Origin of the sequence: Mesorhizobium sp. M0800, assembly GCF_040320095.1 — a bacterium.
Lineage (GTDB): Bacteria > Pseudomonadota > Alphaproteobacteria > Rhizobiales > Rhizobiaceae > Mesorhizobium.
On record NZ_JAMYOZ010000017.1, the window covers coordinates 50,573 to 64,012 of the forward strand.

The 13,440-nt window shown below is 62.2% G+C and carries 12 protein-coding genes; 7 read left to right on the forward strand and 5 right to left on the reverse strand.

All coding sequences use genetic code 11. The features are described from left to right. From NKI18_RS19915 to NKI18_RS19935, 5 genes are all read left to right on the forward strand, one after another. Entirely contained in the window at positions 1-2,457 is a 2,457-nt protein-coding gene (locus NKI18_RS19915; RefSeq protein ID WP_352457450.1) for a penicillin-binding protein 1A, read from the forward strand. A 167-nt stretch (positions 2,458-2,624) separates the two neighbouring features. Continuing rightward, a protein-coding gene (gene prfB, locus NKI18_RS19920) for a peptide chain release factor 2 (protein ID WP_156948021.1) occupies positions 2,625-3,756 on the forward strand; the annotation gives its coding sequence in 2 pieces (ribosomal slippage) (positions 2,625-2,690 and positions 2,692-3,756; 1,131 coding nt in all). A 472-nt stretch (positions 3,757-4,228) separates the two neighbouring features. Further along, positions 4,229-4,615: a hypothetical protein gene (locus NKI18_RS19925; protein WP_031212810.1), complete on the forward strand. Its 387-nt coding sequence runs from the start codon at positions 4,229-4,231 to the stop codon at positions 4,613-4,615. A gap of 177 nt (positions 4,616-4,792) precedes the next feature. Beyond that, positions 4,793-5,161, forward strand: coding sequence for a GFA family protein (locus NKI18_RS19930; protein WP_023679923.1), 369 nt, complete (start codon positions 4,793-4,795; stop codon positions 5,159-5,161). Positions 5,162-5,335: 174 nt separating this feature from the next. After that, positions 5,336-5,983 (forward strand): YiaD family glycine zipper/OmpA-like lipoprotein, encoded by a 648-nt coding sequence (locus NKI18_RS19935; RefSeq protein ID WP_352620871.1) that lies wholly within the window; start codon positions 5,336-5,338, stop codon positions 5,981-5,983. Positions 5,984-6,073: 90 nt separating this feature from the next. Here NKI18_RS19935 and NKI18_RS19940 read toward each other — a convergent pair whose 3' ends face one another. Both NKI18_RS19940 and NKI18_RS19945 read right to left on the reverse strand, forming a co-directional pair. Then, the gene (locus tag NKI18_RS19940; RefSeq protein WP_023679921.1) at positions 6,074-6,346 is read right to left on the reverse strand and encodes a DUF2798 domain-containing protein; all 273 of its coding nucleotides are present in this window, start codon (positions 6,344-6,346) and stop codon (positions 6,074-6,076) included. A 47-nt stretch (positions 6,347-6,393) separates the two neighbouring features. Beyond that, a complete protein-coding gene (locus NKI18_RS19945; protein ID WP_352620873.1) occupies positions 6,394-7,278 on the reverse strand; it encodes an NmrA/HSCARG family protein in 885 nt (294 codons plus the stop codon). A gap of 72 nt (positions 7,279-7,350) precedes the next feature. Here NKI18_RS19945 and NKI18_RS19950 point away from each other — a divergent pair, with 72 nt between their 5' ends. Beyond that, complete coding sequence (locus NKI18_RS19950) at positions 7,351-8,292, forward strand: LysR family transcriptional regulator (RefSeq protein WP_352620874.1); 942 nt, start codon at positions 7,351-7,353, stop codon at positions 8,290-8,292. Positions 8,293-8,318: 26 nt separating this feature from the next. Here NKI18_RS19950 and NKI18_RS19955 read toward each other — a convergent pair whose 3' ends face one another. Further along, complete coding sequence (locus tag NKI18_RS19955; protein WP_352620876.1) at positions 8,319-8,561, reverse strand: YjiS-like domain-containing protein; 243 nt, start codon at positions 8,559-8,561, stop codon at positions 8,319-8,321. Between the two features lie 175 nt (positions 8,562-8,736). Between NKI18_RS19955 and NKI18_RS19960 the strand changes: the two genes are divergently transcribed. Then, positions 8,737-10,740 (forward strand): BTAD domain-containing putative transcriptional regulator, encoded by a 2,004-nt coding sequence (locus NKI18_RS19960; protein ID WP_352620878.1) that lies wholly within the window; start codon positions 8,737-8,739, stop codon positions 10,738-10,740. 81 nt (positions 10,741-10,821) lie between these two features. Here NKI18_RS19960 and NKI18_RS19965 read toward each other — a convergent pair whose 3' ends face one another. Together NKI18_RS19965 and NKI18_RS19970 are read right to left on the reverse strand one after the other, a co-directional pair. Continuing rightward, on the reverse strand, positions 10,822-12,417 hold the full coding sequence (locus NKI18_RS19965; RefSeq protein ID WP_352620880.1) for a DEAD/DEAH box helicase: 1,596 nt from the start codon (positions 12,415-12,417) through the stop codon (positions 10,822-10,824). 190 nt (positions 12,418-12,607) lie between these two features. Then, on the reverse strand, positions 12,608-13,381 hold the full coding sequence (locus NKI18_RS19970; protein WP_352699910.1) for an NAD kinase: 774 nt from the start codon (positions 13,379-13,381) through the stop codon (positions 12,608-12,610). Between the last annotated feature and the right edge of the window lie 59 nt (positions 13,382-13,440).

Here is a 13,440-nt window from a genome sequence, read left to right on the forward strand (position 1 = left end):
ATGATTCGTCTCATTGGCTATTTCTTCGGCATCGGCACGACGCTGGCCCTTTTGGTCGCGGCGGGCGTGGCGATCTATATCGGCCATTTGTCGAAGGACCTGCCCGATTACGAGGTGCTGGCCAAATACGAGCCGCCGGTGACGACCCGCATCCACGCGTCGGATGGCGCGCTGATGGCCGAATATGCGCGTGAGCGGCGGCTTTATCTGCCGATTCAGGCGATCCCGGACCGTGTCAAGGCGGCCTTCCTGTCGGCCGAGGACAAGAACTTTTACAATCACCCCGGCATCGACGTGACCGGCCTTGGCCGGGCCATTGTCGTCAACCTGCAGAATGTTGGCTCGGGAAAGCGCCAGGTCGGCGCCTCGACCATCACCCAGCAGGTGGCGAAGAACTTCCTGTTGTCTTCAGACCAGACCTACGAGCGCAAGATCAAGGAGATGATCCTCGCCTTCCGCATCGAGCAGGCATACTCGAAGGATCGCATTCTCGAGCTCTATCTCAACGAGATTTTCTTCGGCTTCGGCGCCTATGGCGTCGCCGGTGCTGCGCTAACCTATTTCGACAAATCGGTGAACGAGCTCACCGTGGCCGAAGCCGCCTATCTCGCCTCTCTGCCGAAGGGGCCGAACAACTACCATCCCTTCAAGCATGCCGATCGCGCCTTGGAGCGCCGCAACTGGGTGATCGACCAGATGGTCGAGAACGGTTACGTCACGCATGAGGAAGGCGAGAAGGCCAAGGCCGAGCCGCTCGGCGTCACGCCGCGCCGCACCGGCAACTATCTCTTCGCCGGGGAGTATTTCACCGAGGAAGTGCGTCGCCAGATCATCGCGCGCTATGGCGAGAATGCGCTCTACGAGGGCGGCCTTTCCGTCCGTACCACGCTCGATCCGAAGATGCAGCTGATTGCCCGCAAGGCCATGCAGAACGGACTTATGAAGTTCGACACGCTGCGCGGCTACCGCGGGCCGGTCACGAGCATCGACGTTTCCGGCGACTGGGGTGTGCCGCTGGGCAACGTCAAGCGGTTGGAGGACGTGCCGGAATGGTCGCTCGCCGTCGTGCTCGACAGCTCGGCCACCGGCCTGTCCATCGGCCTGCAGCCGACGCGCCAGATCTCCGGCGAAATCGTCAAGGACCGCGTCGAAGGCACCGTCAGCAAGGAAGACATGAGCTTCGCCATGCGCCACGTGGTCGACGGCAGGACCGTCAAGGCGAAGTCGCCCGCCGACGTGCTGAAGCCGGGCGACGTGATTTTCGTGCAGAAGAACGACGGCTCGGACAACAGCTACAGCTTGCGCCAGGTTCCCGAAGTGGAAGGCGGCCTGATCGCCATGGACCCGCATACCGGACGCGTCCTGGCCATGGTCGGCGGTTTCTCCTACGCGCAGTCGGAGTTCAACCGGGCGACGCAGGCCATGCGCCAGCCGGGATCGTCGTTCAAGCCGATCGTCTATTCCGCCGCCCTCGACAATGGCTATACGCCCGCGTCGGTGATCATGGACGGGCCGATCACCATCCAGAGCGGCAACACGACCTGGACGCCCAAGAACTACGACGGAACGGTGGCCGGCCCAGCGACCTTGCGTTCCGGCATCGAAAAATCACGCAACCTGATGACGGTGCGGCTTGCCAACGACATGGGCATGAAGCTGGTCGTGGAATATGCCGAGCGTTTCGGCGTCTACGACCACCTGGCGCCGTATTTGCCGATGGCGCTGGGATCCGGCGAGACGACGGTGATGCGCATGGTGTCGGCCTATTCGATCATGGCCAATGGCGGCAAGTCGATCAAGCCGTCGCTGATCGACCGCATCCAGGATCGCTACGGCAAGACCGTCTTTAGGCAGGACGAACGCGGCTGCTCAAACTGCAATGCCGCCGAGTGGCAGGACCAGCCAGAGCCGGAACTGGTCGACAACTCCGAGCAGGTGCTCGATCCGATGACCGCCTACCAGATCACATCGATGATGGAGGGCGTCGTGCAACGCGGTACCGGCGCCACCATCAACGAGCTTGGCCGTCACATCGCCGGCAAGACCGGAACGACCAACGACGAAAAGGATGCCTGGTTCATCGGCTATACGCCGAACCTCGTTGTCGGCCTCTATATGGGCTACGATCAGCCGAAAGGTCTTGGCAAGGGCGCGACCGGCGGCGGCCTTGCCGCGCCGATCTTCAAGGATTTCATGCGCGTGGCGCTGGATGGCACGCCCAATGTCGACTTCAAGGTTCCGGAAGGCATGAAGCTGATTGCGATCAATCGCAAGACCGGCATGCGGGCCAACGCGGGCGACGCCGGAACCATCATCGAAGCCTTCAAACCGGGTACCGGTCCCGCCGACAGCTACTGGGTGATCGGCATGGGTGCGGACGGCTCCAACGCCACCGGCGGGGCGCTGTCGCCGCAGGCCAACCAGGCCATCCAGTCGGGCGGCGGCGGGCTCTACTGACAGTCGCTACATCGGGTCGAGCCGGCTTGACGATGATGGTCGAGCCGGTCCATTCCGCTTTACAGGGGCCGGTACATTACAGGGGCCGGCGCTTTACAGGAGACCGTGCCGTCCCTATGTATCGCGCCACCAAACCGCCATCCAGCAACAGGACAGAACAGCCAGCCATGCGCGCGGAAACGCAAAACATTGTCGACGAGATCAGGCAGGCGATCACCCTGCTGAGGAGGCATCTTTGACTGGGACCAAGCCATAAAGCGGCTTGAGTACCTGAATGTGCGTGCCGAGGATTCGAGCCTCTGGAACGAGCCGTTGGAAGCGCAAAAGCTGATGCGCGAGCGTCAGGGCCTCGAGGAAGGTATTGCCGCGGTCAAAGGCCTCACCCAGGCCCTGGAAGACAATATCGGCCTGATCGAGCTTGGCGAGGAAGAGGGCGACGAGGGCGTCGTTGCGGAGGCCGAGGCGGCGATCCGCTCGATGCGCGGCGAGGCCAAGGCGCGCCAGATCGAAACGCTGCTGTCGGGCGAGGCGGACGCCAACGATAGCTATCTGGAAGTCCATGCTGGCGCCGGCGGCACCGAAAGCCAGGACTGGGCCTCGATGCTTCTGCGCATGTATACGCGCTGGGCAGAGCGTCGCCGCTTCAAGGTCGAGGTGCTGGAGGTGCATGACGGCGAAGAGGCCGGCATCAAGTCCGCCACGCTGCTGATCAAGGGCCACAACGCCTATGGCTGGCTGAAGACGGAATCCGGCGTGCATCGTCTCGTGCGGATTTCGCCGTATGACAGCAATGCGCGCCGCCACACCTCCTTCGCCAGCGTCTGGGTCTATCCCGTCATCGACGATACGATCGACATCGACGTTTCCGAATCCGACGTCCGTATCGACACGTATCGTTCCTCGGGATCGGGCGGCCAGCACGTCAACACCACCGATTCGGCCGTGCGCATCACCCATCTCGCCACCGGCATCGCGGTCGCCTGCCAGGCCGAGCGCTCCCAGCACAAGAACAAGGCCAAGGCGTGGGAAATGTTGCGCTCGCGGCTTTACGAGGAAGAGCTGAAGAAGCGCGAAGCGGTGGCGAACGCCACGGAAGCGTCGAAGAGCGATATCGGCTGGGGCCACCAGATACGGTCCTACGTGCTGCAGCCCTATCAGCTGGTGAAAGATCTGCGCACCGGTGTCGAGAGCACCAGCCCGTCGAGCGTGCTCGACGGCGACCTCGACGATTTCATGGAGGCGTCGCTGTCGCAGCGGATCGAGGGTGGCGCCGGTGAAACGGTGGCCGATATCGACTGAGGCCGCCGGCACCAATCCGGCAGGAATGTGGGTTCATCACGCGAGAGTTACGGCCATCGTGCGAGAGTGACGAGCTCTCAATTTGCACCTACCTGTCGTTCTACAACTTTGTTTTTCGTAGAGTTTTTCAAAATCGATTTCGGCTTTTGACGCGGATGCCTCGGGCCTGCCGGTGCCAAGCCTGGAACCAGCGCGAGCCAAATCCCGTTATTGGCGATCCCGCTGCCGGGGTTGACCAGGTTTCGTCAATCAGGACGGCAGGTTGGTTCCGGCTGCAGAGGTCGGCGTTCGGTTGCGACAGCAATTCCTTGCGCCAACCAAGGAATCAGCCCAGCATTCATGCGCTGGGGAGGAAAAAAGCATTTATGGCCGGACGCGGCGTATCTGCGACCTGACGATCCGGCCACTGGGAAGACACGTTCCGGGAACGGGCAAGCGAAATGCTTGACAACCGTTGATAGGAACTGCGCTCATGCCTGCTCTCACAACCAGACCGGCCCCAGTCGCCCGCACGGCGCGCCGACTCCTGAATTCACTTGTCGCGGCAGTGGTTTTGATTGCTGCCGCCATTCCATTTGCGGCGCCTGCTCTGGCGCATGATGCCAAGCCGACCGCGGCAATGCCGCAAGGCTGGAGCTATCCGTTCTCCTGCTGCTCGGGCTATGATTGTCGCGAGGTCTCTCAGACATCGATCAGCGAACGTCCCGAGGGCTATGTCATCAAAGGAACCGGGGAAGTCGTGGCCTATAGCGACAAGCGGATCAAGAATTCGCCCGACGGCGAATATCATTGGTGCTCCGTTGCCGGTGCCAATGACGGAAAGACCATCTGCCTGTTCGTGCCCCCATCGTCCTACTAGCGCATGACGCCCAAAAGCTTGCCCACGGGCTGACCCGAGCGTGTGCAGCGGTTTTGGATCAATGGGCCTTCGATCTGTGCATCGCAGGCTCACAAGCCTGCTGACCGGCAGTTGTCAGGAGCGTTTCTTTATGCTGCCTTTGCCGTACGGGGCGGCGGCATTGTGAGGGACCAATTCATGACCATCAAGGCAAGCTGCCACTGCAAGGCGACGACGTTCGAGGTTTCGCAAGCGCCGCAGACAGTGACGCGATGCACCTGTTCCTTCTGTTCGAAACGCGGTTCGTTGTGGGCCTATTACACCCCATCGCAATTCAGACTCACCAGCCCGCCGGAGAATGTTTCGTTCTACCAGTGGGGATCGAAAACCATAAAACACGGTTTTTGCGCCACCTGCGGCTGTGGCACCTTCACCGAGACGCCGGACTGGTCGACAGGCGAGCCGAATTTCGACAATCCGAAGATCAGCGTGAACTCGCGGCTGTTCGACGATTTCGATCTCGACAAGGTCGAAGTGGTGGTCATCGACGGCAAGAATCTCTGGTAGCCGGTCGAATTGGGGTGGTCGCGCGAGCCGCTGCAGGCGTGTGGAATTGAGCCGGGGAAAGCCGCGGCAACGGCTTTTGCTGGTCCGTTTTTCGCCGCATTTCATGGTACAAGTCGCTGGAAGGGCTGATGCGGTGCGCCGTTGCGCGGCCGTGGAATGGAGAGGGACCACCATATGAAAAAGATTGTGCTCGCCGTCGTGGCGACGGCTGTGCTCGTGAGCGCATGCACCACCGATCCCTACACCGGGGAACAGAAGGTTTCCAACACCGCTGCCGGCGCCGGTCTCGGTGCTTTGGCGGGTGCCGGGCTCGGCATGCTTGCCGGCGGTAACGACCGCCGCAATGCGCTGATCGGCGCGGGCATCGGCGCGCTTGCCGGCGGTGCCATCGGTGCCACCATGGACCAGAACGAGGCCGAACTGCGCCGACAGCTTCAGGGCACCGGCGTCAGCGTCACCCGCACCGGCGACCAGATCATCCTCAATATGCCGTCCGACATCACCTTCAACGTCGACCAGGACGCGGTGAAGGCCGGTTTCTATCCGGTGCTGAATTCAGTGGCCGTTGTGCTGAAAAAGTTCCGCCAGACCACGGTCGACGTGTTCGGCCACACCGACTCGACCGGCGGCGACGAGCACAATTTCGACCTGTCGCAGCGCCGCGCCCTGGCGGTCGCCAACTATCTGTCCGGGCAGGGCGTCGATTCCCGCCGCTTCGCCGTCACCGGCTTCGGCAAGACGCGTCCGATCGCCTCCAATGCGACGGCTGCCGGCCGGGCTCAGAACCGCCGCGTCGAGATCCAGCTGTCGCCGCTCACCTGAGGCAAGCACATGAACCGAGAGCGGCCCCGTCCGGGGCCGCTCCAATGGTTATGCCGGACCACCGGCCGCCGGCGCCCTTCGTTCGCGATATCAGGACCGGGCCGGCTGATCGACAATTGCGGCAACGATCCGGCGCACGATCGGAAGCACAATCAGCAGGCTGGGAAACGCAACAAGCCATGAAGCGCCCCACGCATAGCTCCAGGCCGCTATAAACCCGTTCGTCCAGCCTGCGCCGATTGCCGTCGAAACCGCCGAGACAATCGAGGACATCAGAATCGAAAGAACCAACGGCATCACCACCGCGCCGTAGGAGGGCGGCAGCTTTCTCAACTTGAAGGCTCGGTCCGGTGATGCTTGCATCGAAATCTCCTAATAAAAAATATGCGTAAGCGTTATTGTGAGGACGATCAGGCGGCATATGCCGTCTGCAGCGCCAATTCCTGAATGAAGCTTCGCAGCGAACGCGGCTCGCGGCCAAGCGCGGCACGCAACGTCAGGCTGTTCCCGCCGAGGCCGTATTTGGCGTAGTGGCTGTGTACTTTGGCCAGCATCTGCAACTGCCGGTCGGTATAGGGAAGGCGGGCCTTCGCCGCCCAGTCCTGAAATGTCGGCTCGCCCGCCGAAACCGGCCGGCCAAGCGCTTCGCTCATCATGGCGACGACCTCTTCGCGGCTGTGCATACCGTCGGCGCACAGCTCGAGGGTCGCATAGGACAAACGCGCTTCGGTCAGTGCGATTGCCGCCACTTCAGCCACATCGCGATAGTCGACGCGGGCGAGCTTCGCCGTCCTTGGAAACGGCTCGGCGAAAACGCCGTGCTCGACGACGGACGGCCAGGCCGCCGCGATATTTTGCATGAAATTGGCCGGGTGCAGAATGGTGTACTCCATGTTCGTCGAATAGAGGGCAGCTTCAACGGGTACCTTGCTTGCATGGTTTTCCAGCCTCGTATTGGTCGGCTGGATCACCGACGAAAAGACGAATTTTCGAACGCCTGCTCGCGCCGCCGCCTCAACCATGGCAACCCCCATGGCGGCTTCGTCGGGAGCAAAGGCCGGTCCGATGTGAAAGACACCGTCGACACCTTTCACGGCCTGCTCAAGGCTCCGATGGTTGCGCAGATCTCCGATCGCGATCTCGGATGCGCCGGCTTTCCGGGCTTTTTCGGCACTCGCGGCGTCACGAACAAGCGCCCGAATCCTGGCATTGCGGCGGACGAGTTCAGGCACCACCAAACCGGCAACGCGGCCTGCGGCGCCTACGACCAGGACTGTTGGACCGGGTATTCGCATGACGATCTCCTTCCCTCAAGTCTGCCTTTCGGCCTGTGCAAGGAAGATAAGATCTAGCGAACTGCGTTACAATTGATCGAGTTTGCGATAGTTTCTTCCGGTTTTCGGGAGAAACTCAAAATGAGCCGGATAGATGATTTCGAAGCCTTCATTGCCATTGTCGAGCATGGCAGCCTGACGGCTGCCGCACGCCGGCTGAACCGCTCGCTGCAGTCGGTCAGTCGGTCCCTGGCGACATTGGAGGAATCAATCGGGGTCGAGCTTCTGCACAGGACGACACGCCGCTCGACGCCGAGCGAAGCCGGAGCGGCCTTTTTCCAGCGCATCAAACCCGCCGTCGAGGAAATTAACGAAGCCAGGCTTCAGGCGGCCAATCGACGGTCGGAGCCATCGGGCATCCTGCGTGTGAGTGCCCCAGTTCTGTTCGGCCCGGACTTCCTCGTGCCGGTTATCGCCGACTATATGCGGACATATCCCCGGGTTGAGGTTGACCTCAAGCTTTCCGATGAATTTGTCGATCTTGATGCCGAGGGTCTCGATCTGGCGGTAAGAATCGGCAATTTGCCGGATTCCAATTTACGTGCGAAGCGGCTGGGGGCGTTGCGGCGTGTCGTGTTCGGCGCACCTGCCTACTTCCAGCAACGCGGCCGACCGGCCCATCCGCTTGAATTGCGTGAGCATGATTGCATCGTGCGAACCGTCGACGGTCGCCCGGGCGAATGGATGTTTCAGATCGAAGGCAAGCCCCGGCCGGTGAAGGTCGCTGGCACTTTCCGGTCGAATTTGATGATATCCATCTATGCGGCCGCGGTTCACGGCTTGGGTCTGGGCTACTCGCCGCTTTGGCAGATAAAACACCTCGTGGACGATGGCCGCCTGGAACTGGTTCTAACCGAATTCGAGCCGGTGCCGGTGCCGATACACGCCGTGTGGCCGGAGGGCAGGTCGTCCTCCGCCAAAGTCCGCGCTTTTCTGGACCTGCTGGCGTCCCGCCTGGAACTCAAGAACCTTTAGGGCCTAGACCAAACTCAACGCCGATCTTACCTCATCGACATTAAGTTCGTGATTAGAACAGCCGTGGCGGCATCGAGTGCGGGTTGATGGACCTCCGAATGACCGATGTCCTTCAGCTGTTCGGTCGTCAGATCTGCCAGTGCCCTGCGTCTCGCGACGGTCCGCCGCCATCCCGTGAAGGCAGCGATCATCATTGCTGCGCCTTTCAGGCTAGACGCAAGCAAGCGTTTGGACATGCTGCGGGCGGCGCGAGGTTCCGTGTGAGCCATTGTTTTGGTCTCCCATTTCCAGTTTGCGGATGGGAGCGTGCCACGCAGGCGTTTTCGGGCTGTTCGGCTGTGCGTGAACAACTGGGAGAAGTCCGGCGATCCGCCGTTAAATCGGTGTTAAATCGATCCGCCGAGATGCTATTCTGTCGCTGCGGTAGAAGCCTGGAGACGATTTGTGCGCATCCGGTTGCTTGGTGGCCTAGAGGTTACTTCCCCGGAGCATCGGCCTGTCCGGTTCGCCACACGCAAGACTTCGCTTCTTTTTGCTGCTCTGGTTCTCGCAGGCCGCCGAGGCCATCGTCGCGAGCAGCTTTCCGAAGCCTTTTGGCCGGGGCGAAGCAATGGGCAGGCCCGCAATAGTCTGCGGCAAGCGCTGGTCGACATCAGGCGCACGTTCCCCGCCAGCTCGGATGCCACCGTCTACATCGATGGGGATCAGGAAACCGTTGCGCTGATTGCCGGTCCGGATGAGGCGGACATCTCGATCTTCGACCGGAAATTGGAGGAGGGCCGAACCGCCGATCTCGCCTTCGCCGCCGATCTCTACCGCGGTGAGTTGCTTGCCGGGCAAGCCATTCCTGACGAACTGGACGAGTGGTTTGGACCGTATCTGAGCAAGTATCAGCGCAAGGCGCTGCAATTGGTCGATCGGCTGAGCCTGGCGCTGCCCGCACCCGGCTCAGCGGAAGAGACGGCCTGCGAAGGGCTCGCGGAGAGATTGCTCGCCTCGGATCCGACGGCGGAGGCAGCCCATCGGGCGCTGATCCGCATCCACGCTCATCGGGGCTACGAAAACGCCGCTTTGCGCCAGTTCGAGTTGTGTCGGGCAGCTTTAAAAAAACATCTGAACGCCGAGCCTGAAGAGCAGACAAGCTCACTGGCGGCTTCTCTGCAGTCCCGCGAACGTCAGCGGCCGAAGCCAAGCTCTGGCGCCGTATCACTGGCGCAGGTTCTGGCAGTCCCGACGAGGCGCGACGATCAGCCATCAATTGCGGTGCTGCCGTTTCAGAATCTAAGCGGTGATGTCGAGCAGGAATATTTTGCCGACGGCATGGTGGAAGACATTGTCACCGCCTTGGCTCACTTTCGTCACCTGTTCGTGGTCGCACGGAATTCGAGCTTCACCTACAGGGGACGGTCCATAGACATAAAGCAGGTCGGGCGTGAGCTGGGCGTGCGCTATGTGGTCGAGGGAAGTGTTCGCCGGGCGGGCGACCGCCTGCGCATCGCCGGGCAGCTCATCGACACCTCGACGGGGGCCTATCTCTGGGCCGACCGTTTTGATGGAACGCTCGCCGAAGTTTTCAATCTGCAGGACCAGGTCGCCTCGAGCATCGTCGGCGCAATCACACCGAAAATGGAGGAGGCTGAGATCGAGCGTGCCAAACGCAAACCGACAGAAAGCCTCGATGCTTATGACTACTATCTCCGCGGGCTGGCGGCCTTTGACCGAACGATCACTAGTAGATCGGCCATTGACGACGCCTTGCGCCTCTTCATGAAGGCGATCGACCGTGACCCGGAGTTCGCGATAGCCCATGCGCGGGCGGCGCGGTGCTACGCTACCCGAAAAAGCAACGGCTGGATGGTCGACCGTGCAGAAGAGATTGCCGAAGCTACTCGACTGGCCAGGAGAGCGGTCGAACTCGGAAGGGACGATGCAATTGCGCTTTCCTACGGTGGATACGTCCTCGGCTACGTAGGCGGCGACCTTGATGATAGTGCGGCTTGCATCGATCGCGCGCTCGCTCTCAACCCGAACTTGGCCGCTGCTTTGGGCGTCAGCAGCTGGGTGAGGGCTTGCTTGGGCGAGCCAGGCAAGGCCATCGAGCACGCCGCGCTTGCCATGCGCCTAAGCCCATTGGATCCACGCCTGTTCGCTTGGCAGTTCAACACCGGGCTCGCTCATTTTTGTGCAGGCCACTACGATGACGCCGTCGCTTGGGCGGGAAAGTCGCTGCGGCACCAGCCGAACTACGTGAGCGCGATGCGTGTAGTGGCGGCGGGTCATGCCCTTGCGGGGCGCCTGACGGAAGCGCAGCAAATGATGGCCCGGCTTTGCGAGTTCGATCCCTCGCTGCGGCTTTCGAATCTCGCCGAGGTGCTGCCGCCGTTTTATCGACCGGACGATCGCAGCAGATATATCGAAGGCCTTCGCAAGGCGGGCCTGCCGGACTAACGCAGTATCAGCGCGAAGCGAGGCCGTCTTATGCAGCTTTCGGTGCTTCGCGCGTCGGCGCGACGCGCAAGCCCTGCCGTATCAGACCTTGGCGACGATCCGCATGAAGGCCGGCATGTCGTCGCCGAAGCCGACGGTCGCGTCATTGTCTTCCTGGCGCTGGCGGGCAGGGCGCTCGCGCTGCGGCCTGGTGTCGCCGCGTTCCGGCGCGCGCCGTTCGTTGCGATCGGGCGAAGCCTTGCGTTCAGGTGAAGCCTGGCGCTCGCTGTTTTCCGAGCGGATCGCCTCTTTGCGGGTACGCCGCTCGTCGATGTCGGCGACGGTGGCTTCGGCCACGACCGGCTGTTCCTCGCTAACTGCTTCCGGCGCTGCTTCTTCGCTGCGCTTGGCGTGGCGTTCACGCGGTTTGCGCTCGCCCCTATCCTTGGCGTCGTCCTTGCGGCCGGCACGGCGTGGCGCACCGCGGCCACGGCGCGGGGCCTCATCCTCGCCGCCTTCGCTGGCAACGACCGTCGACACATCGCCGTCATGCCACTCGATCTTGGTGCCGATCAGCCGCTCGATGGCGTCGATGTATTTGGTGTCCGACTTGGTCGCGATGGTGAAGGATTTGCCCGAGCGCCCGGCGCGGCCGGTACGGCCGATGCGGTGGACGTAATCCTCCGCGTGGATCGGCACGTCGTAATTGAAGACATGGCTGACATCGGGAATGTCGAGGCCGCGCGCCGCGACATCCGAAGCAACGAGGTAGCGCAGCTTGCCGTCACGGAAATTGGCCAGCATCTGCATGCGCGCGCGCTGGTCCATGTCGCCGTGCAGAGCGCCGGCGTCGAAATCATATTTCAGCAGCGAGCGGAACAGCTCCGATACCTCGATCTTGCGGTTGCAGAAGATGATGGCGTTCTTCAGCTCGGCATCCTCGGCTTTCATCAGATTGCGCAGCGTCTCGCGCTTGTCCCAGGGTTTCGGGCCGGATTTCACCAGCCGCTGGGTGATGTTGGTGGCGGCCGATGCTGCCTTCGACACTTCGACGCGCACCGGTGCGTGCAGGAATTTCTCGGTGAGCTTGGTGATTTCCGGCGGCATCGTCGCCGAGAAGAACAGCGTCTGCCTGGTGAACGGGATCATCTCGCAGATACGCTCGATGTCGGGGATGAAGCCCATGTCGAGCATGCGGTCGGCCTCGTCGATGACGAGGATCTCGACGCCGTTGAGCAGGAGCTTGCCGCGCTCGCGGTGGTCGAGCAGGCGGCCGGGGGTCGCGATCAGCACATCGGCGCCGCGCTCGAGCTTCTTGTCCTGCTCGTCGAAGGACACGCCGCCGATCAGCAGTGCGATGTTGAGCTTGTGGTTCTTGCCGTATTTGACGAAGTTTTCCTCGACCTGCGCGGCGAGCTCGCGCGTCGGCTCGAGGATCAGCGTGCGCGGCATGCGGGCGCGGGCGCGGCCCTTTTCCAGCCGGGTGAGCATCGGCAGGACGAAGGACGCCGTCTTGCCGGTGCCGGTCTGGGCAATGCCCAGCACGTCCTTGCCGAGCAAGGCGTGCGGGATAGCACCAGCCTGGATCGGCGTCGGCTCGGTGTAGCCGGCATCGGTAACTGCGGAAAGGACCTTCGGCGACAGGCCGAGGTCTGCGAAGGTCAACGCTTCTTGAGCGATCTGGGTGTCTGAGGACAAGTTTGGCTGTCTTTGGCTGGTTCGGGGGCGCAACATATGCAGTCGCGGCAAGCGCCGCGCGCCTGCAAGATTGGTATTGCAGGTAGGCGCAAGCCCACGATTTGTCAACACAAACGGGCGGCATTGGCGCGATTGTGAAGCCGTAACCTTAATCGCGATGCTTAATTTGCGCAGCGGCCGCCGCGCCGGCTCAGTAGCGGAACTGTTCGGCGAGAATGCGCTCGTTCCACGAATGGTTGGGATCGAACAGCAGCGTCGCCGTTGCCGTCGGCGATTCCCTCACCGTGACCGTCGTCACCGCCTTGACCTCGGTGTGGTCGGCGGCGGCATTCACCGGCCGCTTTTCCGGCTCCAGAATGTCGAAACGCACGATCGCCTTGTTGGACAGCAGCGCGCCGCGCCAGCGGCGCGGACGAAACGGGCTGACCGGGGTCAGCGCCAGCAGCGGAGCGTCGAGCGGCAGGATCGGCCCGTGCGCCGACAGATTATATGCGGTCGAGCCGGCCGGCGTCGCAATCATCACGCCGTCGCAGTGCAATTCCTCCAGCCGCTCTTGCCCATCCACGGTGATGCGGATCTTGGCCGTCTGGTACGACTGGCGCCAAAGCGCGACCTCGTTGATCGCGAGCGCCGAAATCGTCTCGCCTTCGGCCGTCACCGCCTGCATCTCCAGCGGACGGATCGTTTCGGCAACGGCCGCCGCGATGCGCCCGGTCAAGCCGCTGGCGCGGTATTCGTTCATCAGGAAACCGATGGTGCCACGGTTCATGCCGTAGACCTTCTTTCCCGTGCTCATCGTCTCACGCAGGGTCTGCAGCAGAAAGCCGTCGCCGCCGAGCGCCACGACGATCCGGGCTTCTTCGACGGATGCCTGGCCGTAACGTGCAGAGAGGCTTTCTAGCGCTGCATTGGCGTCGGCTGTACCGGATGAGACGAAGGCGAAACGGCTGGCGGTTTTGCTCATGGCTCTCAACGACAACCGATTTGCGACGACCGTCTGGCGACCGATTGGCGGCGACCGGT